A 22,316-nucleotide genomic window follows, 5' to 3' on the forward strand; every position below is an offset into this window, starting at 1 on the left:
CGACTTGCGGCCGCCCGGATCAGCGGGTGGCCAGTTTCAGTTCGGCACCTGGTTTCCAGTTGTCGCCTTCGGCCTTGGTTCGCACCGCGCCGAGGAAGAGCCGCTCACTGGTCAGCTTCTGCTCCAGCAGGTAGTCACGCACCGCGGCGCCGCGATCCACAGCCAACTGCCGCATCGACTCCTCGTCGACGGGGATGCTGGTCAGAAGCAGGTCTTCCATCTCGTTGGTCGGCAAATCCTTGGCCAATCCGACCATGTTGCGCGGCTTCGTGACCTCTGAGCGCTTGTAGACAGCCGCCAGCAACGCCGGGTATTCGGCATCGGTCAGGGGCGTCACCGCGGAGGCATCCTGCCCGGCGCGCACCGAAGCCCGTCGCTTTTCCGCTTGTGCGAGCCGCCGCAGTTGCTGGCGCTGGTAGGCCTCGCGCTCCTTGTCGAGGCTGGACATGCCGACCACCGTCGTCTTGAGGCCGGGCCGGTCGGTGAGCGCCTTCGCCACCTTGTCGAGGTTTTCCTTGGCTTCCGGCGAGAGTTCCGAGCTGCCCGGCGCGAAGGCAACGACGCTCGACTCCCCGCCACCGCCGAACCCGCCAGTCAGCAGCGCAAACGGCGCGGTGGCGGCCTTGGCGATCAGATTGAGGATCGCCTTGAGAATCAGCGGCCCGATGCTGAACTGCGGATCGTTGATCGACCCTCTGAGCGGCAGGTCGATATCGATCACGCCATTGCGATCGGCCAGCAGCGCCACGGCCAGACGCACCGGCAGGCTGGCCGGCGCGCCCTCGACCTGTTCTCCGAACTGGAGCTGGTTGAGGATCACGCGGTTGGCGGCCGTCAGCGTGCCGTCCGGTGCGATCTTGTAGTTGACGTCCATGCTCAGCTTGCCGCGTTCGATCCCATGCCCGGCGAAGCGCACCGAATAAGGCGACAGCGGCGGGAGATCCAGCTCGCGCATCTTGGCGGTGATGTCCAGTTCGAGCGGCCTGACCAGCGGGTTGAGCTTGCCGGTGATCTCCAGCGAGGCGGTCTGCTGCGCCTTGCCGCGAAGTTCGAGATCCGCCAGCGCGGGCTTGTCGCCCTGCGGCTTCGACGAAAACGCGCTGAGCTTGCCGGTCAGTTCAGTCAGGTCGGCCGAATAGTTGGGTTTGATGAACAGGTCGGAGAAGTCGATCTTTCCGTTCACCAGGCTCATCGGGCCGAAATTGATGACCGGCGCCGGACCGGAAGGCTCGGTCGCTGCTGCCGTGGCGACCGGCGCAGCCTTCGCGGGCTCGGTCGCGCCGCCGACCATGAGCTCCGCCGGCGGTGGCGGCGGTGCACCTCTCGTCCGGGCGGGCGGACGCCGGCTGGCCGTCGTCGTGGTCGTGGTCGTGCCGCCGAGGCTGCGCTTTGTCGTGACCTCGGGCGCCGCCGCATCGGCAGCCGCAGGAGTTGCCGGCTCCCCGGGCTTCTTGACCAGATAGAGAAGATTCAATCGGCCGGTCGGATCGATGATGACGCGGGCGTAGAAGTCGGTCAGCGCGGTCTCGCGCACGTCCACCGCCAAGGGGGCGCCCGGCTCCAGCTTCACCTGGACACCCCGCAACCCCAGGGTCTTCCAGCTCAGCAGTTGATTGTTCCGCGACAGGCCAGGCGCCTGGGTCAGCACGACGCTATTGGCGCGGAAGTCGTCCACCGCGGTGTCGCCGGCCAGCCGCACGCTCATTCCCGCGGGCAAAGTCGCAAACTTGACCGTGCCGCGATAGCTCGCGAACGCACGGCGAATGTCGATGTTGAGCGCATCCGCGTAATAGGCCTTGAAGGCGTGGGCCGGAAGGGACGCGACCGTCAGCTTGCCTTCTGCCGAAACAGGCTTGAGCACCACGTTGCCGTCGTACTCGAACCGCCCCGGCTCCGCGCGGCCGGCGGCGATGCGCCCCGAGAGCTTGAGCGGAGACACGGTGTCGGTGTTCGGCGTGACCTTCTGCGCCTTGACGTTCAGGGCACTGAGTTCGAAAGCCACCGGCGTGGCGCTGGCATTGTCCTCGTAAGAGAGTGCACCGTTGTCGATGGCCACCGTACCGATGGAAAGCTCCCACGGCTTGGTGTTTGCACCCGCTGGCGCCTGGGCCGCCTTGGGGTCCTTGGGCGCGGCGACCTTGGCGTCCGCCGTGCCGCTCTGGCTGCCACCTGGCGGCGCCTTCAGCCAGCGCTCGAACATCCAGCGTTTTTCGCTGTCGCGCTCGATCCGGACTTTCGGACTCGCTGCGGTGAAGGAGGCGATGGCGAGCGTGTGCTTCGTCATGTCGGCTTCGGCATCGACGATCTCGAAGCGGCCAACGCTCGCCAGTGCGGTCTTGGCCTGCGTGAGCGCCAGGCCCTCGGCCACGACGCTGCGCGCCTTGAACTTGAGATCGGGCTTCGCCCACGCGACCTCGATCTGACCGCTCAGCTTGCCGTCCAGGGTGGGTTCAAGGCTCTGCGCCAGGTACGGCGCTGCGAGCGACAGAGGCAGCGAAGCAACGTCGGTCTGCACCTGGGCAGCCTTGTCGGTCCCCTCCCCGCTGAACTTGACCGCCGCCCCGCCGATGGAGGTCGAGCCGTTGAACTGCGCCGGCTTGTCCATTGGCCAAGTCACCGCCCGGACCTCCACGGCGAGGTCCTTCACATCGATCGCCGCGGCCGGTTGCGTGGCCTGGTCCCGCCAGCCGATCGCGCCGCCGGTCAGCGCCACCTTGTCGACCTGAATGCGCCAAGGCTGGGCTTCCGCCGGCTTGGGCGCAACGTCGCCATCGGGGCTGGGTGCGGGAAGGGTCGCCGCCTTTTCCTGCGCCCCCGTGGCCTTGTCGGTCGCGAGCAGATTGAGTTGTCCGGCGGCATCGCGTGCCACGACCAGTTCCGGCCCGGCCAGCGCCACCTCACTGAGGTGCACGACGCGTTCCAGCGGCCTGACGTCGACCAGGGTGAGCTTGAGTGAATCGAAGCCGAGCAGGTCGCGCGCCTTGGAATCCACCACCTGGATGCCGTGCGCGCCGATGGTGCCGGTGATCTTGAGCCCCGTCGTGGCAGCCTGCTCGAAATCGACCTTGAGATCGGCATCGAGCTTGCCCGCCTTCAGCGCGACCGGCAGGCCGCCCGGGATGTAGCCCAGATAGGGAACCAGATCGAGATCCTGAAAGCTCAGTTGAGCGTCGGTCTTGCGGTTGTCGGCAAAAGGCGTGGAGGACGCGGTGGAATCGAACTTGCTGCCGTTAAGAACGAAAGCCAGCCTGGGCTCGGTCTTGACCTCGCGCTGGGACGCCAGGTTGCTGAGGAAAGGGACGTTGAGGACGAAATCGCGAAGCTCATGCGTTCGCTTGACTGTCTGGTCCTCGAAATTGACGGAGCCGCCCGAAATGGCGATGTTGTAGATGGCGAAGCGCGGCGGATCGCCCTTGGGTGCATCCGGCTTGGGCGCCAGCTTGGCGAGGATGTCGTCGATGTCGTACTTGCCGTCGGCCAGATGCGTCAGGCGGATCGCCGGCGAATCGATGGTGATTGCGTCGATCACGGGCGCCAGGCGCAGGATCGATTGGAGTTCGGCATCGGCATAGATTCGCCGGATCGCCACTTGCGGTTGGCTGCCGTCGGCCGTGGCGATGCGCAGATCGTTCACCGCCAATTCGAGCGTCCAGGGCTTGAAGTCGATCTTGCCCACCGTGACCTCGCGGCCGAGTTTCTCGCTGGCAATCTTCTGGATCTGGCCCTTGGCGATCGGCGGCACGGCCAGCCAGGCAATGGCCCAGACGACCAACAGGACCAGTAGCGTCACGACCCCGCGCCGCACCCATTTGTTCTGTATCAGCGAAGCAGCATTCATCGACGGGGAGTGTGCCCCAAACGCCCGTGGCTTCCCAGAAGCAGAAAGCCCGGAGACCTGACGAAAAGTCTGGTCTCCGGGCTCGATGGCGGACGCAACGCCCATGCCATCTTTTCGCTCGACCAGAAGTTCAATCGTTCCGGTCATGCTGGCAGCAAGAGATTGCCACCGTTGGGCCTCAGCCGCTGAACCTTTGGATTTCTCCTCCGGTCACTGGACCTTGGTGAAACGCCTGAAAAGCTCAGGCCCCCTCAGCCTAGGCGCGTGGCAAAGGGATTGCAAATGAGGTTTTCAATGGACTGGCGCGCCCCGATTCGTGAACTAATTCAAACATTTTTTACATCGAAATTAGAATAACAAACCAAGTCATTATTCTTGACCGGGTATTTAGGCACTTCTAGAATGCCAGCTTCCCCGAGCCGCCAGACGCGGCTGGGCTCCCAGATCCGCTGCCGAGTTCCACCGGCTTTGATCAGGCTGCCGCGCCCTCTCCCTACCTTGCGCGGACCTGATTCGTACCAATCCAAGCGCCGTTGCCTTCTAGCTCCGCCCTCGTGGCGCTGTGACCAGGCGCCGCACAGAAAGGAAGAGCGATGAACCAGGCGTTTGATGCCACAGCCCGAGGGCTACGGACATTTGTGTCCGACGTGGTGGACGGCTTTTTTGAGATTACCCACAACGGGTTTGCCCTGGTAGGGCTTGCGATCGTGTTCGCCGCACTGGCCCTGGCCGCACGCCCGGACCTCCGCCAGTCCGGCGAGGAGCAGCTCATGGGCTGGCTGCAGTCGCGCAAGCCGCCTCCCGAGGTCAGCGACCTGCAGCCCACGGCCATCGAACGCACCACGGCCGCGAGCCCGCACGTGCTGCCGAAGCCGCAGGCCGCGGTCGCGTACTGGCTCAGCAAGAAGTACCGCGTGGCGGTCGAACCGCTCAGCGTGCTGGTCGCCGAAGCCTTCGATCTCGGCAAGCGCACCAAGCTCGATCCGACGCTGATCCTCGCCATCATGGCCGTCGAATCCAGCTTCAACCCCTTCGCCCAGAGCCAGGTCGGCGCCCAGGGCCTGATGCAGGTCATGACCCGCGTCCATGGCGAAAAGTACGAACCCGCCGGCGGTGCGCTCACCGCTTTCGACCCGGTGACCAACATGCGCGTCGGCGTCAAGGTGCTGCAGGAATGCATCGCCCGGGCCGGCTCGCTCGAGGGTGGCCTTCGCTACTACGTCGGCGCGGCCAATCTCAGCGATGACGGCGGCTACGCCGTCAAGGTGCTCGCCGAACACGAACGCCTGCGCCAGGTGGTCGGCGGCCGAACACCTTCCGTCATCACGCCGCCGTCCGCCGTCACTCCGCCGGCCGCGCGCACGAACCCCGTCCCGGTCGCGGCACCGACCAAGCAGCCGAAGCCCGACCTGCAGGAGGCGCAGGACGCGCCGCAGGAACGGCAGGCGGCCCCGGAGGCCGCGCGGGATTCGCAGCACCTGGCGCTGCTCTCCAACTCTTAGGCTTTTCAAGACGGTGGCAATCGCCGTCGGCTACACTCGGCCAGCACGCGACTGGCGATAGGCGCAACCCTTTTCAGGTGCATTGTGCTGACGTGGACTACCACTGGGAAGCGTGCCGCCTGCGGACTCGAGCAGGTGTTCAGCCGTTCGCCTGGGCAGCCCTTGTTTGGTTGAAGAACAAGGACCATCGTCTTGAAGGACTGCCATGTACCACCGCAACATCCTGGTCGAACAGACCGATCCTGAAATCTTCGCCGCCATCCAGGCCGAGAACGCGCGTCAGGAACATCACATCGAGCTGATCGCGAGCGAAAACTACGCGTCGCCGGCCGTCATGGCTGCCCAAGGCTCGCAACTCACCAACAAGTACGCCGAAGGCTACCCCGGCAAGCGCTACTACGGCGGTTGCGAACACGTCGACGTGGCCGAGCAACTGGCCATCGACCGCGTCAAGCAACTGTTCGGCGCCGATGCCGCCAACGTGCAGCCCCACTGCGGCGCTTCCGCCAACGAAGCCGTGATGCTGGCCTTCCTGAAGCCTGGCGACACCATCATGGGCATGAGCCTGGCCGAAGGCGGCCACCTGACCCACGGCATGCCGCTCAACATGAGTGGCAAGTGGTTCAACGTCGTGAGCTACGGCCTGAACGACAAGGAAGAGATCGACTACGACGTCATGGAACGCAAGGCGCACGAATCGATGCCCAAGCTGATCATCGCCGGCGCCTCGGCCTACTCGCTGCGCATCGACTTCGAGCGCTTCGCCAAGGTCGCCAAGGACGTCGGCGCGATCTTCATGGTCGATATCGCGCACTACGCAGGCCTCGTGGCCGCGGGCGTGTACCCCAACCCGGTGCCGCACGCCGACGTGGTCACCTCCACCACCCACAAGAGCCTGCGCGGCCCGCGCGGCGGCATCATCCTCATGAAGTCGCAGCACGAGAAGGCTATTAACAGCGCCATCTTCCCCGGGCTCCAGGGCGGTCCGCTGATGCACGTCATCGCCGCCAAGGCCGTCGCCTTCAAGGAAGCGCTCTCGCCGGAATTCAAGACCTACCAGCAACAGGTGGTCAAGAACGCCCAGATCGTGGCCGAAACGCTGACCGCGCGCGGCCTGCGCATCATCAGCGGCCGTACCGAAAGCCACGTGATGCTGGTCGACCTGCGTGCCAAGGGCATCACCGGCAAGGAAGCCGAGGCCGTGCTGGGCGATGCGCACATGACCATCAACAAGAACGCGATCCCGAACGACCCCGAGAAGCCTATGGTCACCAGCGGCGTGCGAATCGGCACCCCGGCCATGACGACCCGCGGCTTCAAGGACGAAGAAGCCCGAGCCACGGCCAACCTGGTCGCGGACGTGCTCGAGAACCCCCGCGACGCAGCCAACATCGAGGCGGTCCGCGCCAAGGTGCATGCGCTGACGAGCCGTTTCCCCGTCTACCGCTAAGCCGATGGCACGCACGCCCGGCATCGCGCATCCTCACGGCTCGGCGCCGGACGGAGCGGCCGCATGAAGTGCCCCTTCTGCGGCCACCTCGAAACGCAGGTCGTCGAGACACGCATTTCGGAAGACGGCGACTTCGTGCGGCGCCGGCGGCAGTGCGGCGGCTGCGACAAACGCTTCACCACCTACGAACGGCCGGACGTCAACTTCCCGGTCGTGGTCAAGAAGGATGGCAGCCGGGCCGACTTCGACGCCGGCAAGGTGCGCGCGTCGATGATGCTGGCGCTGCGCAAGCGCCCGGTCAGCATCGAGCAGATCGACAACGCCCTGCTGCGGATCGAGCAGAAGCTGCTGTCCAGCGGCTTGCGCGAAATCGAGTCGACCAAGGTCGGCGAGCTTGTGATGCGGGAACTCAAGAAGCTCGACAAGGTGGCCTACGTACGGTTCGCGTCGGTATATCGGAGCTTTGAGGATGTGGATGAGTTCAGGCAGTTGTTGAGGGATATTTGATCGCGTTCCTTGCGCGATCACCCTCCGCTGCCACAAACGCCATTGCCGCAATCCCCTTTCGTGTCGGGGTCGCAAAGCTTCGGCCTACCGGATGGCGCAAGAACAATCGAGCTGCGTCGCCCTGTTTCGGCTTTGAATGTCAGGCAGCCTGCGCCAAAGCCTGCGGTCTTCCCCCGCGAGTACCCGTTGGCGTCGTAACTCAACGACTTGTCGAAACCGTTGCCGAGCCCGTCGACCGCAACACCCGCTCGAAGCGCATCGAAGGTGCGCAGCACCTCCCGATTGCCCTCGACGCTGGTCGCGACCTCCCACCCGTTCGACCAGTCCTGGTTTCGCGGAGTCAGCGTCACGCTCTGCGAACGCTTGATGGCTTCTGTGCGCGCCAGACTCAGGGCAGCCAGGAAATCACTGGCGCTCGAAGCCAGCCGCTGATTGAGCAACAGATCGCGGAATCCAGGCACGGCGATGGCTCCCAGGATGGCGACGAGTGCGACAACCACCATCATTTCGATCAGGGTGAAACCAAGCGCCCGATGATGAAACATGGCGGGCGTGGTCATTGCCAGCACCTGCTCACATCCTTGCCGGTGCATCCCTTCTCACCCGTGCTTTCGATCCAGATATTGCCGACCGCATCATCCGAGAATCCGGGTTTGAGGTTGGCAGTCAGCTTGATGCATAGCCGGGCATCCGTAGTTCCACCGCAAGCGGCAACTGCGAGGTCGTATTTGCTGCCCGGCTCGCTTTTCGTCATCGTTGCGCCTGTCTTGTAGCTTGCTCGTTGGGTATAGAGGCGTTCCTGCTGCTGCATCTCCTGCAAGAGCGCGGTGCGCGCTTCCACACGCCAACCGCGCCGGACCGAGTCCATGTAGGAGGGATAGGCAATGGCGCCCAGAATGGCCACCACCGCCACCACGATCATGAGTTCGATCAGCGTGAAGCCCTGAGCCAGTGGCTGCCGGGTGGACGACGGAATCACGCGCTTCATTGCTTGACGTCCTTGAAGTTGGTGATCTGTCGCCAGTTGAGGCGGCCGGCAATCTGCGACACGATTCCTCCCGATATGGGGCTATCGATCGAGACGCCGGGCCCGGCACCCGTCCCCGTACCCTGATTGATGACGGAGACCTTCTTGCTCTCGATACGGCGGCCGAACGAGTCCGTCGAACTGTACGCACCATCGCCCGCCTGAATCACCAACGGTGAACTGAGCAAACCGACCGTTGACGGAATGCAGGTGCTGCCCGATGACAACCCGGTCATCGCGTTTACCGCGCAACTGTGGCCGCCACCGCCAGCGCCGCAAGTATTCGGATTGGGAATCAGCGTATTGAAGAACAGATAGCCATCGCTCAACACCATTTGCGAGACTTGGCGCTCGCCCTCGCTCTCCGAATCAGGCAAGTCGAAGTACCAACCGCGACGTTGGGATGTTTCGCCGTCGTAGTTTCCATAGACGAATGCACTGCCTGAAATGGTGAACCGACCCTTTTGATCTGATGCAACCGTTCGCTGTTGCAACTGATTGCGCGTCTCGTCGGCTGGAACGGCCGTCTTGTTGTCATACACGGCGTAGAGGGTTTGCTGGCGACGGCTGCTCAAATCATCGACCTCGACGAACTTGCCGGTACCGAACAGCACGATCGCGCCCCCGCCCGGACCCACACCGATCTCAGGCGCAACGGTAATGGGTTGACGGTTTCCCTTGGCGTCCCTAGCGACCATCAGCGGTGCGCGCTCCAATGCCAGCGTGCTGCTGTTCCACGGCGCATCCTTTGCAAAGAAGTCGAACTTCCACAAGTTGCCCTGGGTGTCGCCGGCATAGAGCAGGCGGGTCGCATTGTCGGAGGCGGCGTAGTCGCCCACGGGCCCTAGCGCATTGACCGCTTTCGCATCAACAGGGTCCGGCAACACGATCTTGTAGTAGTTCTTTTCGAGCTGCCATGACTCACTGGCAGACTTGTCCAGCGAAAGCAAAAACAAAGCCGCGGCCTTCTTGACGTTGCCGTTGTTGAAGCCCGAGGGAACGACCACGAACCAGCGGTAGACGGCGGGCCTCCCGTTGCTGGCCGCGATCGTACGAAACTTCACGATGCGCGGCGCTTGCGTGACATAGCCCATGTCTGCGTCGTCGGCGCCGGAAAACTCCCACATCACATGGTTCTCAGAGAACCGGGCCGGATCGGTGATGTCCAGGGCGAACACGCCGCGCGCACCACCGCCCATTCCGGAAACCAGCGCAGTCTTTCGTTCGCCATTCGCCAATTGAACCTCCCCCGCGGCGGGACTGCCGTCCACGTAGGGCTGGTGCACGTAGTCAGGCGAGGAATACGCACTCAACTTGGCGTAAATGGAACGCGGGACGTAAGCGAACAACTCTTCGCCGCTGTCTGCGGCAAATGCGTGAAGCATGCCGTCGTTGGCCCCTACATACACGGCCGAGGTACCGCCTTTCTGGAAGCTCGGAGCAGCAACCAGCAACGGCGTGGAATTCACCACGTCGCCCATGACCGAGTCGCGCGTTCTGAAAATGCCGTCTTTCCTGTCAATTTCCTTCGTGCGATCGCCGCGCAGGTAGGCGACACGATATTCACCGAGTTTGTCCGCTGCTCCCGACTGCGAATAGGGTTCGGCGTTCAAGTGGCCCGACAGGGTCGCATCTCCCTGCAAGGCACCCCAGGTGAATGCGGCACCGCTGCCGGAGCCGAGCATGGTGAAGATCTTCCGGGTATTCGGCTCGCGTGTCGAAATCGCGGGCGTTGCACGGGGGTTTCCCGATGTCAGCAGGTCGCCCGCATTCCAGATCGGGGTAGTGCCCCGACTCACGGCGCCGCCGTCATAGGTGAGCTTGTAGGCCAGCAATGAGCCGGACCAGCGCGTACTGTCCAATTGAGGGATATACAGGCTGGCGCCACTCGATGCGATGCGGGTGCTCGACAGGGCACCGCCCGCAATGGTCCCACTGGCCGCGCCGGCGTTGGCGAAGATCTTCCTGATGGCCGCGATCATCTCCGCGGGTTTGCTCGCCAGGAAATAGTTGGCTGCCTTTGGCAATCCATCGTCATCCAGACCCGATTGCCATTCCGAATTCGAAATGGTCTCCGTGTCGTCGGATCCGATAGCGGTCACGAATGGATTGCCGTCGTTGTTCTTGTCATCGAAGCCGCCGTACTTTGCAGCCAGATAGAACGCACTGCCGCGCTTGTCTTTTCCGATGGTGCCGTTGCCACCTTCGTCGACATCGATGGTGTATGTCTTGACGCGCACATCGGGGTAGTCGCTGCGAATCGCCTGCGTGTTGGCCCAATAGGCCAGGCCAGCCCATCCGAAGGAACCTTGGTCAGATCCCGTATTCAGGGTGGCAATGTTCGTCGAGGAGATCTGGGCGCCATTCTTGTAGGCAATGGCTCGCGGTCCATTGGCATTGCCGCGCGTCGTCAACGTTCCCTTCCTTCCCGGGGGGGCCGAGTAGGAGACTGTCTCGTTGTTCTCAAAGGCGCCTACCACTTTGGCCCAGGCAGCAGCGTCTGGCCCCGACGCTCCCACCGGACGGGCAGCACCCCAGCCGTCGAGCCCATCGGTTGTCAGCCCTGGGAGCGAGCGCTCATGGTGAGTATTCAGGTCGCCGATCACGACAACGTAGTTGCGCTGGCAACTTGAAACAACAGGATCCCATCCAGGTTGCGCACCCTGGCCCCACTTGGACGTCTTGTTGTAGACAGGAAAGCCGTCCCGCATCGCGCTCGTCACCGTTGCCGGGTCATAGGCTTGGTCCGTTGGAACCTGGCCCTGCAGATAGCGGAGAGATTCGTAGTACATCTCCCCGACCGGGTCCAGGGTCTTGTAGGTACCGGGAGTCGAACCGGTGCGACCGAACTGATTGAGATAGTTCACCACGCCGCTAGAGTTTCCCTCGCCCGGGAGCGGATTGACGATGAACACGCCGGACCTTGCATCCCACTCCGCGGCTTCGTTCGCGATCTTCTCGAACCGTTCGTTCTGGGCCGTGGGGCCCGTGAACTTCATGGGTGCACGCAACACCCCACCATATCGATTGTTGGTGTTGTCCATCAGATATCCGAATGCGGCAAATCGCATCTTGTCGGAATATGTCTGGATCGTGCCCACCGGCTTGTAGTTTCCGTTCGGGTACTTCAGGCAGAGGTCGCTGCGAACGGGACCCTCGGTCTGCGAACAGACCTCGACGCGGGCGTTATAGGGAGCCGCCGTCTTCCCAGGTCCAAATTTCTGGTTGTTGCCAGGTGCGTCGCAAGTCCCCTCCTTGGACGATCCGACGAACAAACGATCGCGGCAACTGGCAATGCTGACTTTACCGTCGCTCTTCACTACGCCACTCTTGACCAATGGTGTCAGCTTGTCGAGATTGCCGGCCAGGTCGTGGCTGGGGAAATACGCACCATCGTTGTAGAAGTTGGGTTGAAGCACGGCGCGCTGGAGAACTGTTGAATCCTTCGTGTCGACAACACGATCACCGCCTGTCATTGCGTAGCGCAGCATATCGATCGCGGACGACGCGGCCCAGTTCAACATGTTCCCGCTCCATTTGTCCGAACAGACGATGCCCACATTCGAAACGGTTGCGGAGCTGGCGCGCTTGTAAAAGCCATCCGCGGTGGAGTAGTCGTAGCAGCCCATCGGGTCCCAATAGCCGATGTAGGACTTCTTGATATCGAACGCTGCCCGATAGGCTGCTCCCGTCGTGGGGAACTCGACCGACAGGTCCAGAACCATATTGGGCTTGACCAACGACGTCGTGGAAAACAATGGCTCGTCGGACAGCACGGCGTCAGGCGGCACGCTTGGCGGCCCAGCCGCAAAGGCCAGGAGGGACGTCCCGGCAAGATAAAGCGATACCGCGACGAACGCGCGCCTCAATTCGCTGATTCGGTTCTCGAACAACTTCAACTCCCCCTTCACGGACAGCCGGTGCTGACCCTCGGTTTATATAAATTGGTTTGCAGAACAACCTGCGTTTCCTTCCTGACGCCGAAGCCCATGGCGGTCACCCGAAAGATGTTGGTGCTGTTGCGGGCGCTCGCGCTCTGAAGACTGTTGGCTTCCCAACCACCGTTGCTGCGCATGACCTCGATGACGTAGCGTGGCGGCGCGGCGGGCATGGCACCCCTTCCCGTTGCGTACTGCTGCCCGGTGAACGTGCCGTACACAACCGATGTCCTGCTTTCCGGCGAAAGGTCCGCCTTCATCCAGGCCGGTATGGCGCCGACCTCGGCCAGCGCGCAAAGGCCCTGTTGGGCCCCAGGACCTCCGCAGCCTGCGACGAAGGGTGTGACATCCTTGTTGTTGAATGCGCAAAGACGCGAGGCGCCGTTCGTATTCGGCCCCAACACATCGAGTTCGGCGTCGATCAAAGCCGCCTCCGCCGCCTGGAACGCGATCTCCACGTCCCGATCATTGCGTGCGCCCAACTCATTGACGAGTGAAAGCTGGGCGGCACCGATCCCCAGGACGCTGACCACGACCAAGAGCAACAACACGACGATCAGCGAAAAGCCGGAATGCCGATGCATGCCACTGATGCCCGTTGAACGCGGGCTCATGCGGGATCCCCGTTGACGTTGCGCAGCATTACCGTGAATGTCGCCACAGCGCGAAAGCGCCCGTCGTCGGGCGGATCGAAGACCACGTCCGTGAATTCGGACCCCAGGGGAAACAGTCGATAGCTTGCACTCTGGCCGGCGATCTGCTTCAGATCGCCGTTCGGACGAAGACTTCGAACGACGATGCCCACACGCACGGCCACTACCTTGCGCCACGCTTCATTGGCATTTCCTCCGCTGGCCGCCTTGGCTGCAATGCCATTGGCATCGAGCCAGGCCTCAGGAACTGTGTCGCCATTGCCGTCGTAGCCATAGACGACCTTGAACTTCTCGACGCCGCGCGCTAGCGGGCCGGAACTGAAGCCGCCCGCGTCGGCCTTGTACTTGCAGTAAAGCTCTGGCTCTCCATCGCTCGCCAAACGCACATAGAAGTAACTCGACGAACGGGCATCGGCGGAAGGCGTATCAGGGGGCCCTGGTTGAGGGTTTCCCAGACAATCGATCATGGTCCCGTCAGGTTTGGCCGCGTCGCCGGCGCTGCTACGACCAAAGAAGCGCACCATGAGAGAGTCGTTCCGAGACTTCGAGTCCGTGTCGTTCTCACCGAAACTTTCGCCATTGCCATTCACCGTCGTGTTGCTCGCACCCGCGACATTGAGGTCGATCAGACTTCCGGACTTGGGATTGCCAGCGACAACGCCCATGCCATCGGTCAAGTGGTCGGGTGCAAAGTCCCTGTACCCCGACTGGCGGATAAGACTCTGAACGACATAGCGTGTGAAGCGAAGCGAATCCTGGACCGCCTGCACGTCGGTGTCGGTGTTGAACAGCTTCTTCCCGGCGAGGAAGGCCATCGAAGCGGCGAGCACGATGACCAGGCCCAGTGCCATGGCGACCATCAACTCGATCAAGGTAACGCCGCGCTGCTGCGCTCGGGACGCCATCTCAGGAGCCCTCAGAGCCATCGTAGGCCTGTCCTGGCGCCAGTTGCATGACAACGCGAGGCAACTTTTCGGAGTTGGTCAGTTCGGCGCCTCTGGTGTGCGGCGTCCAGCCCAGCTTGACCACCAGGTTCCTGCCTTGGTCGGCACAGCCCCACGTGAAGTCATCCACGCCCTTGCTGACCGGGTCATCGTCGAAGCAGACGACCACATGCGCACCGGGCAGAGAGTTCCTGACGCGCTCGACCCAGTTGCGAAGATTCCAGGCCGCAAGGTCCGCCTCGTTGCAGTTGGCATCAACACCAACACATTGGGGGCCGCCCTGTTTCCATGGGAGGGGATCGCTGCTCGTCAACTCGGAGAGCAGATAGGGGTTGCCGTCGACTTTCTTTGCCGAAGCGTTCTTGTTGATGCGCGCTTCTTCCGACAACTCGCGCATCAGATTGACCGCCGTCGTGAATAAACCGGACTCGGTCGTGCTCTTCACGGACGTCATCAACATACCCACCACCCCCAGCAGCCCAATGCTGAGGACGATGATCGAGACAAGCACCTCGATAAGAGAAAAGCCTGCGGCAGGACGTTTGTATAACGCCATATTTTTTATACCTTCCCTGAACATCGATACCCAAGGGAGTCCCTTGTGTTCGATGACGAAGTCTAACGACGACGACCTGCCGCTCATCCCTGCTTGACTACCGCTCGTATGATTCTTCCATGCCCACTCACAATGCCGATTCGCAGCAGATCGCTGCCGCACAACAACTAGCAGTCGATGCGCGCTATCTCACTGACCCCAACCCTCGCGTAGGCTGCGTCCTGATCGATGCAGCGGGCGAGCTGGCCGGAGCGGGCCACACTCAACGCGCGGGGGGGCCTCATGCGGAGATCGTGGCGTTGCAGGATGCTGCTGCGCGAGGTCGTTCAGTCGCCGGTGCAACGGCCTATGTCACGCTGGAGCCCTGTTCTCATCACGGCCGCACCGCTCCCTGCTGCGATGCCTTGATCGCCGCGGGCATCCGACGCGTCGTCGCCTCGGTCGCGGATCCGAACCCTCTCGTCGGCGGCCAGGGCTTCGAGCGCCTTCGCGCGGCCGGCATCGAGGTCGTCGTGGGCCCCGGCGCCACCGAGTCACGCGAACTCAACATCGGTTTTTTCAGCCGCATGGTGCGCAAGACACCCTGGGTGCGCCTGAAAGTTGCGGCATCGCTCGACGGCAAGACGGCATTGACCAACGGCGTTAGCCAATGGATCACTTCCGAAGCCGCCCGCACCGACGGCCATGCATGGCGGGCGCGGGCGAGCGCGGTGCTGACGGGTGTCGGCACGCTCATCGAGGACAACCCGCGTCTTGACGCGCGTCTGGTCGAGACGCCGCGGCAGCCGCATCTGGTGGTGGTCGACAGTCGACTGCAAACGCCGCCCGATGCGAACATCTTCGGCGTCGCAGACCGCCAGGTTTGGATCTATGCCGCCCAGCGGGACGAAGCGCGGGCCCGCGCTCTTGAAGCTCGGGGCGCCACGATCACCGTCCTCCCCAATGCCGATGGCAAGGTCGACCTCGCCGCCATGCTGCTCGATCTGGCCGTGCGCGAGGTGAATGAGCTGCATGTCGAGGCAGGCTACAAGCTCAATGGCTCGCTTCTGCGCGAAGGATGGGTCGACGAACTGCTGCTCTACCTCGCCCCCAAGTTCCTCGGTGAGGGGCTCGACATGGCCAGCCAACCCTTCGCCGGCGGCCCACTGACCGCCCTTTCTGCCGCCCTGCCCCTGAATTTCCGCTCCGTCGATCGCTTCGGACCCGACCTGAGGATCCTGGCCCGAGTGGCCGACCGCGACGCTTTCTAGCCCCCTCCGTGGCCGGGGGCCGCTTCTCTGCGAAAATGCCGGGATGTTCACCGGAATCATCACCGGCGTGGGGCGCATCGCCGCCGTCCACGACCTCGGAAGCTCTTCATCCCACGGCAAGCGGCTCAGCATCGCAGTGCCTGACGGGTACCTCGACGACGTGGGTCTCGGTGACAGCATCGCGCTCAATGGCGCGTGCATGACCGTCACCACGCTCGACCCTGCGCAACAGCTCTTCACCATCGACATCTCGGCCGAATCGCTCGACAAGACGGCTGGCCTGTCGGAAGAAGCGACGCGCGTCAATCTCGAGAAGGCCCTTCGCGCCAGCGACCGGCTGGGCGGCCACATCGTGTCCGGCCACGTCGACGGCATCGGCACCGTCAGCCGGTTCGAGCCCGTCGGCGAAAGCTGGGAGCTGCGCGTGCTCGCGCCACCCGCCCTCGCGCGGTTCCTGGCCTACAAGGGCTCGATCACGATCAACGGCGTCAGCCTCACCGTCAACAGCGTGAGCGACGGCCCGCAGGGCAGCGAAATCAGCATCAACCTGATCCCCCACACGGTCGAGAACACGGGGCTCGGCAGCCTGAAGGCGGGCAGCCGCGTCAACCTCGAGATCGACACCGTCGCGCGCTACGTGGAGCGCATGCTCCAGGCCGGCGCCATTCCAATGCCACAGAAAGACAGCTCCCCATGAATGCATCCGTCACGCCGATCGGCGCCTCGCGCAACGGCCGTGCGCCGGCGCCGATTTCCCCGGTCGAAGAGATCGTGGCCGAGCTTCGCGCCGGCCGCATGGTGATCCTGGTCGACGAGGAAGACCGCGAGAATGAAGGCGACATCGTCCTCGCCGCCGACCACGTCACGCCCGAAGCCATCAACTTCATGGCTCGCCATGCCCGCGGGCTGATCTGCCTCACGCTGTCGCGCGAGATGTGCGAGCGGCTGCAACTGCCGCCGATGGTGGCGCGCAACGGCGCCAAGCATTCGACCGCGTTCACCGTGTCGATCGAGGCGGCCGAGGGCGTGACGACCGGCATTTCCGCCGCAGACCGCTCGCGCACCGTCCAGGCCGCGGTCGCGTCCAATGCGGTCGCGGCCGACCTGGTCCAGCCCGGCCACATCTTCCCCTTGCAAGCGGTCGACGGCGGCGTTCTCATGCGCGCCGGCCACACCGAAGCCGGCTGCGACCTGGCGGCCATGGCTGGCTGCTCGCCTTCCGCCGTGATCTGCGAGGTCATGAACGAAGACGGCACGATGGCGCGGCTGCCCGACCTGCAGCTCTTCGCCGCCGAGCACGGCATCAAGATCGGCACCATCGCAGCGCTGATAGAGCACCGCAGCCGGACCGAATCGCTGATCGAGAAGGTTGGTTGCCGCGAGATCCAGACTGCGTGGGGCCCGTTCACGGCCCATGCCTTCAAGGACAAGCCCAGCAACGGCGTGCACCTGGCTCTGGTGCGCGGCCAATGGAATACCGGCGACACGGTGGACGTGCGTGTGCACGAGCCGCTGTCGGTGCTCGACGCGCTGGAACTGAACCGCGCACTGCACTCCTGGAGCCTCGACGCCAGCCTCGCCCACCTCGCGGCCGAAGGCAAAGGCGTCGCCGTGCTGCTGAACTGCGGCGAAACCGGCGCCGAGCTGCTGTCGCAATTCGATGGCACCGCGCGTCCGGCCCAGGCCCCCGAACGCGGCCGCATGGACCTGCGCAGCTACGGCATCGGCGCGCAGATCCTGCGCGAATGCGGCGTGCACAAGATGAATCTGCTGGGCACGCCGCGCCGCATGCCCAGCATGGCGGCAGGCTACGGCCTGGAGATCGCCGGCTACATCACGAAAGACGAGACCTGATGCAACACGCAAACAAGGGCAGCGACGTCGAGCTCAACGGCAAGGGCCTGCGCATCGGCATCGTCCAGGCGCGCTTCAATGAAGACATCACCGACGCGCTCGCCAAGGCCTGCCGCGCCGAACTCGCGGCGCTGGGCGTCGCCGAGGCCGACATCGACCACCTGAGCGTGCCCGGTGCGCTCGAAGTGCCGGTCGCGCTGCAGGCGCTGGCCGAGCGCAACCGCTATCACGCACTGGTCGCGCTGGGCTGCATCATCCGCGGCGAAACCTACCACTTCGAACTGGTGGCCAACGAATCGGGCGCGAGCGTGAGCCGCCTGGCGCTGGACTACCGCATCCCGATCGCCAACGCGATCCTCACCACCGAAAACCTCGAACAGGCCATCGCGCGACAGACCGACAAGGGCCGCGATGCAGCACGTGTCGCAGTCGAGATGGCGCAACTGCTCGCCACCCTTTCATGACCGAAGACACCAAAGCATCCAGCGGCAAGCCGCGCCAGTCCCGCACTGGGCTCACCAGCACAGGCGCGCGCAAGGCATCGGCCAAGTCGACGCGCAGCCGTGCGCGCGAGTTCGCCGTGCAGGCGCTCTACCAGCACATCGTGGGCCGCAACGACGCAGAGTCGATCGACCAGTTCACGCGCGATCTCGCCGGCTTCCACAAGGCCGACGCGGCGCACTACGACGCGCTGCTGCACGGCTCGATCGAGGCGGCGGACCAGCTCGACGCACTGATCGTCCCCCTGCTCGACCGCAAGCTCGAGGAAATCTCCCCGATCGAGCATGCAGTGATGTGGATCGGCGTGTACGAGTTCCAGAACTGCCTCGACGTGCCCTGGCGCGTGGTGCTCAACGAGTGCATCGAGCTTGCCAAGGAATTCGGCGGCACCGACGGCCACAAGTACGTGAACGCCGTGCTCAACGGGCTCGCGCCTCAGCTGCGTGCCGCTGAGGTCGAAGCCGATCGCGCCAGTGGGAAGGCGAAGCCATGAGGATTTCGAAGCGCGCGGAACGCATCGAGCCGTTCTATGTCATGGAAGTGGCCAAGGCAGCTTCCAGGCTCGCACGCGAGGTCGCGCACACCGATCGGCCGATGATCTTCCTGAACATCGGCGAACCCGACTTCACCGCGCCGCCGCTGGTCCAGGAAGCCGCCGCACGCGCCGTCCGTGCAGGCGCCACGCAGTACACCCAGGCCACCGGCCTCGATCACCTGCGCGAACGCATCAGCGGCTGGTATGCACAACGCTTCGGCGTCGACGTGCCGGCACGCCGCATCGTCATCACGGCCGGCGCGTCGGCCGCATTGCAGCTTGCTTGCCTGGCGCTGATCGAGGCCGGCGACGAGATGCTGCTGCCCGACCCGAGCTATCCATGCAACCGCCATTTCGTCACCGCAGCCGACGGCCGCGCCGTGCTGGTGCCGACCACGGCTGCCGAGCGCTTCCAGCTCAGCGCCGCCAAGGTCGAAGCCGCGTGGACCGACCGCACACGCGGCGTGCTGCTGGCCTCGCCGTCCAATCCGACCGGCACCTCGATCGCGCCCGATGAACTGCGGCGCATCCACGAGGTCGTGTCGCGGCGCGGCGGCATCACGATGATCGATGAGATCTACCTCGGCCTGTCCTACGACGACGCCTTCGGCCAGACCGCGCTCGCGCTCGACGACCAGGTCATCAGCATCAACAGCTTCAGCAAGTACTTCAACATGACCGGCTGGCGCCTCGGCTGGCTGGTGGTGCCCGACGCGCTGGTGCCGGCGGTCGAGCGGCTGGCGCAGAACCTCTTCATTTGCGCGAGCACGGTGTCGCAGTACGCGGCGCTGGCCTGCTTCGAAGCCGACAGCATCGCCGAGTACGAGCGCCGCCGCGCCGAGTTCAAGGCAAGGCGCGACTGGTTCATTCCGCAGCTCAACGCGCTCGGCCTCCAGGTGCCGGTGATGCCCGATGGCGCCTTCTACGCCTGGGCCGACTGCAGTTCCTTCGCGGAAAGACTCGGCATCGCCGGCAGCTGGGATTTCGCCTTCGAGGCGATGAAGCAGGCGCACGTCGCCGTCACGCCCGGCCGCGATTTCGGCTCGGCCGAAACCGGACGCTTCGTCCGCTTCTCGACGGCCAGTTCGATGGCGCACCTCGAAGAATCGGTCGCGCGCTTGCGTGCCTGGGCGGAAGCCGCCGTTCCCGCATGAGTTTTGCGCTGCCCATTCGCGTCTACTGGGAGGACACCGATGCCGGCGGCATCGTGTTCTATGCCAACTACCTCAAGTTCATGGAGCGCGCCCGCACCGAGTGGCTGCGCTCGCTGGGCATCGCGCAAGGCAAGCTGCGCGAAGAAACGGGCGGCATCTTCGTGGTCAGCGAAACGCAGCTCAAGTACCACCGCCCTGCCCGGCTCGACGACGAACTGCTCGTTACAGCCGAACTGCGCCAGATCGGCTCCGCGTCATTGATAATCGCGCAGCGCGTGCTATCAAAATCAGAGCAAATCGCCGATGAAGGCGTTGCTGCCGCCGAAGGCAGCCTGTTGTGCGAAGGCACGATCCGCATCGGCTGGGTCAACGCCAACACACTGCGGCCTGCGCGCATTCCTGGAAAAGTTTCGGGAACCCTCGAGCGCTACGCCGGCTCCATGTCTCAACCTCTCAAGCCATGAATCAAGACCTGTCGATCCTTTCCCTGCTGCTGCACGCCAGCCTCCCGGTGCAGCTCGTCGTGCTGCTGCTCATCGTGGTTTCCGTCGCGAGCTGGGCGGCGATCTTCCGCAAATACTTCTCCCTCAAGCGCACGCGCTCGCTCAATGAGGACTTCGAACGTGATTTCTGGTCGGGCACCAGCCTGAACGAGCTGTTTTCCTCTGCGGCGCAGAACGCCAAATTCGCCGGCCCGATGGAACGCATCTTTGCCTCCGGCATGCGCGAATACCAGAAGCTGCGCGAGCGCCATGTGTCGGACACCGGCACGCTCCTGGACGGCGCGCGCCGTGCGATGCGGGCGAGCTTCCAGCGAGAACTGGACGCGGTCGAGCAGAACCTCTCGTTCCTCGCCACCGTCGGTTCGGTCTCGCCCTATGTCGGTCTCTTCGGCACGGTGTGGGGGATCATGCATGCCTTCACCGGCCTGGCCGCGCTGGCACAGGTCACGCTGTCGACCGTGGCACCCGGCATCGCGGAAGCGCTGGTCGCCACCGCGATCGGCCTCTTCGCCGCCATCCCGGCCGTGGTCGCCTACAACCGCTTTGCCCGCGAGATCGACAAGATCGCCATTGCGCTCGAGACCTTCATCGAAGAGTTCTCGAACATCCTGCAGCGCAACCTGACGGCGCACGTCAACCCGACGTCCGTCACCCCGGCCACGGGCCGCTGAAGCGGAGCACCTCGCCATGCCAGCCATGTCTTCCCGCGGCCGCGGCCGCCGAACGATCAACGAGATCAACATGGTCCCGTTCATCGACGTGATGCTGGTGCTGCTGATCATCTTCATGGTCACGGCGCCGCTCATCACGCCGAGCGTGATCAACCTGCCGAGCGTCGATCGCGCCAACAAGCAGCCCGACAAGCCGATCGAGATCGTGATCAAGAGCGACGACGAAGTGCAGATCAAGAAGGACCCGTCCTCCGGCAGCGGCGGCAGCTCGATCCCGATGACGCAGATCGGGTCGGCCGCCAAGACCGCGCAAGGCGGTGACGCGGAGCGCCCGGTGGTCATCAGCGCCGACAAGTCGGTCAAGTACGAAACCGTGGTCAAGGCGATGAACCAGCTCAAGCGCAGCGGCATCGAGCGCGTCGGCCTCTCGGTGCAAACCACGGGCGCGAAGTAAGGCATGTCGCTCGCCGCCGACCGTCCCGAATTCGCTCCGCCGCCGCAGCGCGGCACGCCGCGCGCCGTGCTGCTGGCGCTGATCGCCCATGCGCTGCTCATCGCCGCGCTGACCTGGGGCGTGAGTTGGCGGCGCGAGGCGGAAAACGAGGCGGCCGAGGCCGAGCTGTGGTCCTCGACCGTCCAGCAGGCCGCGCCGCGCGCCGTCGCGCCGCCCGTGCCCACGCCGCCGCCTCCGGTGCCCACCCCTGCACCACCGCCCCCGCCCCCCCCGCCGCCGCCTCAGGCAGTGAAGCCGCCCGAGCCCACGCCGATGCCCAAGGCACCTGATATCGCGCTCGAACGCGAGAAGAAGCTCAAGGAGCAGAAGGAGCGCGAGCGCGAACTGGAGCAGCAGGCGCAGCAACAGAAGAAGCTCGAGGCCGCAAAGAAGGCCGCTCAGGAAAAGAAAGAAGCCGAGGCCCGTGAGCGTGCCGAGGACGAGGCCGAGCGCAGGAAAGCCGAGCAGCAGAAGCAGGCCGAACTGAAGAAGCGCCAGGAGGCAGAGGCCAAGCAGGCCGAAGCCGCCAAGAAGAAGGAAGCTGACGCCAAGCAGGCGGCCCAGGCCGCTGCTGCCGACCGTGCCGCGACGCTCAAGCGCATGCAGGCCATGGCGGGTACTGGCGGCGAAGGCGTGGCAGCGAAGTCTTCGGGACCCTCCGGCAGCTACGGCGGAAAGGTCGCCGCAGTGGTGCGACCCAACGTCGTGTTCCCGGATGCGGACCTTGTCAGCGGCAATCCAGGGGCGGAGTTCGACGTTCGCCTTGCGCCCGACGGCACCATCGTCGGCACGCCGGCACTCTCGAAATCCAGCGGTCTGCCGGCATGGGACGAAGCCGCGTTGCGCGCACTACAGAAGACCGAGAAGCTCCCGCGCGATGTCGATGGCACCGTGCCTCCACGGCTGATCGTCACGCTGCGTCCAAAGCGCTGACCCTCCG

The 22,316-nt window shown here is 64.2% G+C and carries 20 protein-coding genes and 1 riboswitch; of the genes, 13 read left to right on the plus strand and 7 right to left on the minus strand.

The window, feature by feature from the left end; all coding sequences use genetic code 11:
• Positions 1-19: 19 nt before the first annotated feature.
• Complete coding sequence (locus QTI24_RS21880) at positions 20-3,838, minus strand: DUF748 domain-containing protein (protein ID WP_286603359.1); 3,819 nt, start codon at positions 3,836-3,838, stop codon at positions 20-22.
• A 593-nt stretch (positions 3,839-4,431) separates the two neighbouring features.
• Between QTI24_RS21880 and QTI24_RS21885 the strand changes: the two genes are divergently transcribed.
• From QTI24_RS21885 to nrdR, 3 genes are all read left to right on the plus strand, one after another.
• Positions 4,432-5,340 carry a transglycosylase SLT domain-containing protein gene (locus tag QTI24_RS21885; protein WP_286603360.1) on the plus strand — a complete coding sequence of 303 codons (909 nt, stop codon included), beginning with the start codon at positions 4,432-4,434 and terminating at the stop codon, positions 5,338-5,340.
• Positions 5,341-5,377: 37 nt separating this feature from the next.
• Positions 5,378-5,504: riboswitch (ZMP/ZTP riboswitch) on the plus strand.
• A 41-nt stretch (positions 5,505-5,545) separates the two neighbouring features.
• On the plus strand, positions 5,546-6,790 hold the full coding sequence (gene glyA, locus QTI24_RS21890) for a serine hydroxymethyltransferase (protein WP_286603362.1): 1,245 nt from the start codon (positions 5,546-5,548) through the stop codon (positions 6,788-6,790).
• A 63-nt stretch (positions 6,791-6,853) separates the two neighbouring features.
• Complete coding sequence (gene nrdR, locus QTI24_RS21895; protein ID WP_286603363.1) at positions 6,854-7,297, plus strand: transcriptional regulator NrdR; 444 nt, start codon at positions 6,854-6,856, stop codon at positions 7,295-7,297.
• A gap of 17 nt (positions 7,298-7,314) precedes the next feature.
• On the opposite strand, the gene QTI24_RS21900 is transcribed toward nrdR, so the two are convergent.
• From QTI24_RS21900 to pilV, 6 genes are read right to left on the minus strand one after another with little or no spacing between them, the layout of a single operon-like run.
• On the minus strand, positions 7,315-7,857 hold the full coding sequence (locus QTI24_RS21900) for a GspH/FimT family pseudopilin (RefSeq protein ID WP_286603365.1): 543 nt from the start codon (positions 7,855-7,857) through the stop codon (positions 7,315-7,317).
• On the minus strand, positions 7,854-8,285 hold the full coding sequence (locus tag QTI24_RS21905; protein ID WP_286603366.1) for a type IV pilin protein: 432 nt from the start codon (positions 8,283-8,285) through the stop codon (positions 7,854-7,856). Before QTI24_RS21905 ends, QTI24_RS21900 begins: the two co-directional genes overlap by 4 nt.
• Positions 8,282-12,223: a pilus assembly protein gene (locus QTI24_RS21910; RefSeq protein WP_286603367.1), complete on the minus strand. Its 3,942-nt coding sequence runs from the start codon at positions 12,221-12,223 to the stop codon at positions 8,282-8,284. Before QTI24_RS21910 ends, QTI24_RS21905 begins: the two co-directional genes overlap by 4 nt.
• An 8-nt stretch (positions 12,224-12,231) precedes the next feature.
• On the minus strand, positions 12,232-12,876 hold the full coding sequence (locus QTI24_RS21915) for a pilus assembly PilX family protein (protein WP_286603368.1): 645 nt from the start codon (positions 12,874-12,876) through the stop codon (positions 12,232-12,234).
• Positions 12,873-13,841: a PilW family protein gene (locus QTI24_RS21920; protein ID WP_353506110.1), complete on the minus strand. Its 969-nt coding sequence runs from the start codon at positions 13,839-13,841 to the stop codon at positions 12,873-12,875. Before QTI24_RS21920 ends, QTI24_RS21915 begins: the two co-directional genes overlap by 4 nt.
• Positions 13,822-14,415 carry a type IV pilus modification protein PilV gene (gene pilV, locus QTI24_RS21925; RefSeq protein ID WP_286603370.1) on the minus strand — a complete coding sequence of 198 codons (594 nt, stop codon included), beginning with the start codon at positions 14,413-14,415 and terminating at the stop codon, positions 13,822-13,824. Before pilV ends, QTI24_RS21920 begins: the two co-directional genes overlap by 20 nt.
• Positions 14,416-14,534: 119 nt before the next feature.
• On the opposite strand from pilV, the gene ribD reads away from it, so the two are divergent.
• Genes ribD through tolA form a run of 10 tightly spaced genes read left to right on the plus strand, consistent with a single transcriptional unit; the run spans position 14,535 to position 22,309 of the window.
• Positions 14,535-15,665 (plus strand): bifunctional diaminohydroxyphosphoribosylaminopyrimidine deaminase/5-amino-6-(5-phosphoribosylamino)uracil reductase RibD, encoded by a 1,131-nt coding sequence (gene ribD / locus QTI24_RS21930; protein ID WP_286603372.1) that lies wholly within the window; start codon positions 14,535-14,537, stop codon positions 15,663-15,665.
• Positions 15,666-15,708: 43 nt separating this feature from the next.
• Entirely contained in the window at positions 15,709-16,362 is a 654-nt protein-coding gene (locus QTI24_RS21935) for a riboflavin synthase (RefSeq protein ID WP_286603373.1), read from the plus strand.
• Positions 16,359-17,519, plus strand: a complete 1,161-nt coding sequence (gene ribBA / locus QTI24_RS21940; protein WP_286603376.1) for a bifunctional 3,4-dihydroxy-2-butanone-4-phosphate synthase/GTP cyclohydrolase II — start codon at positions 16,359-16,361, stop codon at positions 17,517-17,519. The genes QTI24_RS21935 and ribBA overlap by 4 nt, the downstream gene beginning before the upstream one ends.
• The gene (ribH, locus tag QTI24_RS21945) at positions 17,519-17,983 is read left to right on the plus strand and encodes a 6,7-dimethyl-8-ribityllumazine synthase (RefSeq protein WP_286603378.1); all 465 of its coding nucleotides are present in this window, start codon (positions 17,519-17,521) and stop codon (positions 17,981-17,983) included. Before ribBA ends, ribH begins: the two co-directional genes overlap by 1 nt.
• Positions 17,980-18,513 (plus strand): transcription antitermination factor NusB, encoded by a 534-nt coding sequence (nusB, locus tag QTI24_RS21950; RefSeq protein WP_286603379.1) that lies wholly within the window; start codon positions 17,980-17,982, stop codon positions 18,511-18,513. Before ribH ends, nusB begins: the two co-directional genes overlap by 4 nt.
• Entirely contained in the window at positions 18,510-19,709 is a 1,200-nt protein-coding gene (locus QTI24_RS21955; protein ID WP_286603380.1) for a pyridoxal phosphate-dependent aminotransferase, read from the plus strand. Before nusB ends, QTI24_RS21955 begins: the two co-directional genes overlap by 4 nt.
• Complete coding sequence (gene ybgC / locus QTI24_RS21960; RefSeq protein WP_286603381.1) at positions 19,706-20,173, plus strand: tol-pal system-associated acyl-CoA thioesterase; 468 nt, start codon at positions 19,706-19,708, stop codon at positions 20,171-20,173. Before QTI24_RS21955 ends, ybgC begins: the two co-directional genes overlap by 4 nt.
• Positions 20,170-20,883 carry a protein TolQ gene (gene tolQ / locus QTI24_RS21965; protein ID WP_286603383.1) on the plus strand — a complete coding sequence of 238 codons (714 nt, stop codon included), beginning with the start codon at positions 20,170-20,172 and terminating at the stop codon, positions 20,881-20,883. Before ybgC ends, tolQ begins: the two co-directional genes overlap by 4 nt.
• 16 nt (positions 20,884-20,899) lie before the next feature.
• Positions 20,900-21,337 carry a biopolymer transporter ExbD gene (locus QTI24_RS21970; RefSeq protein WP_286566615.1) on the plus strand — a complete coding sequence of 146 codons (438 nt, stop codon included), beginning with the start codon at positions 20,900-20,902 and terminating at the stop codon, positions 21,335-21,337.
• Positions 21,338-21,340: 3 nt separating this feature from the next.
• Positions 21,341-22,309 carry a cell envelope integrity protein TolA gene (gene tolA / locus QTI24_RS21975; RefSeq protein ID WP_286603384.1) on the plus strand — a complete coding sequence of 323 codons (969 nt, stop codon included), beginning with the start codon at positions 21,341-21,343 and terminating at the stop codon, positions 22,307-22,309.
• Positions 22,310-22,316 lie beyond the last annotated feature (7 nt).

The sequence above is a fragment of the Variovorax sp. J22P240 genome, from assembly GCF_030316855.1.
Taxonomy (GTDB): domain Bacteria; phylum Pseudomonadota; class Gammaproteobacteria; order Burkholderiales; family Burkholderiaceae_C; genus Variovorax.

Bases quoted from the DNA above. Each gene is read 5' to 3' on its own strand.
- QTI24_RS21880 (WP_286603359.1), bottom strand. From the start codon at position 3,838: ATGAATGCTGCTTCGCTGATACAGAACAAATGGGTGCGGCGCGGGGTC.
- QTI24_RS21885 (WP_286603360.1), top strand. From the start codon at position 4,432: ATGAACCAGGCGTTTGATGCCACAGCCCGAGGGCTACGGACATTTGTG.
- glyA (WP_286603362.1), top strand. From the start codon at position 5,546: ATGTACCACCGCAACATCCTGGTCGAACAGACCGATCCTGAAATCTTC.
- nrdR (WP_286603363.1), top strand. From the start codon at position 6,854: ATGAAGTGCCCCTTCTGCGGCCACCTCGAAACGCAGGTCGTCGAGACA.
- QTI24_RS21900 (WP_286603365.1), bottom strand. From the start codon at position 7,857: ATGACCACGCCCGCCATGTTTCATCATCGGGCGCTTGGTTTCACCCTG.
- QTI24_RS21905 (WP_286603366.1), bottom strand. From the start codon at position 8,285: ATGAAGCGCGTGATTCCGTCGTCCACCCGGCAGCCACTGGCTCAGGGC.
- QTI24_RS21915 (WP_286603368.1), bottom strand. From the start codon at position 12,876: ATGAGCCCGCGTTCAACGGGCATCAGTGGCATGCATCGGCATTCCGGC.
- QTI24_RS21920 (WP_353506110.1), bottom strand. From the start codon at position 13,841: ATGGCTCTGAGGGCTCCTGAGATGGCGTCCCGAGCGCAGCAGCGCGGC.
- pilV (WP_286603370.1), bottom strand. From the start codon at position 14,415: ATGGCGTTATACAAACGTCCTGCCGCAGGCTTTTCTCTTATCGAGGTG.
- ribD (WP_286603372.1), top strand. From the start codon at position 14,535: ATGCCCACTCACAATGCCGATTCGCAGCAGATCGCTGCCGCACAACAA.
- QTI24_RS21935 (WP_286603373.1), top strand. From the start codon at position 15,709: ATGTTCACCGGAATCATCACCGGCGTGGGGCGCATCGCCGCCGTCCAC.
- ribBA (WP_286603376.1), top strand. From the start codon at position 16,359: ATGAATGCATCCGTCACGCCGATCGGCGCCTCGCGCAACGGCCGTGCG.
- ribH (WP_286603378.1), top strand. From the start codon at position 17,519: ATGCAACACGCAAACAAGGGCAGCGACGTCGAGCTCAACGGCAAGGGC.
- nusB (WP_286603379.1), top strand. From the start codon at position 17,980: ATGACCGAAGACACCAAAGCATCCAGCGGCAAGCCGCGCCAGTCCCGC.
- QTI24_RS21955 (WP_286603380.1), top strand. From the start codon at position 18,510: ATGAGGATTTCGAAGCGCGCGGAACGCATCGAGCCGTTCTATGTCATG.
- ybgC (WP_286603381.1), top strand. From the start codon at position 19,706: ATGAGTTTTGCGCTGCCCATTCGCGTCTACTGGGAGGACACCGATGCC.
- tolQ (WP_286603383.1), top strand. From the start codon at position 20,170: ATGAATCAAGACCTGTCGATCCTTTCCCTGCTGCTGCACGCCAGCCTC.
- QTI24_RS21970 (WP_286566615.1), top strand. From the start codon at position 20,900: ATGCCAGCCATGTCTTCCCGCGGCCGCGGCCGCCGAACGATCAACGAG.
- tolA (WP_286603384.1), top strand. From the start codon at position 21,341: ATGTCGCTCGCCGCCGACCGTCCCGAATTCGCTCCGCCGCCGCAGCGC.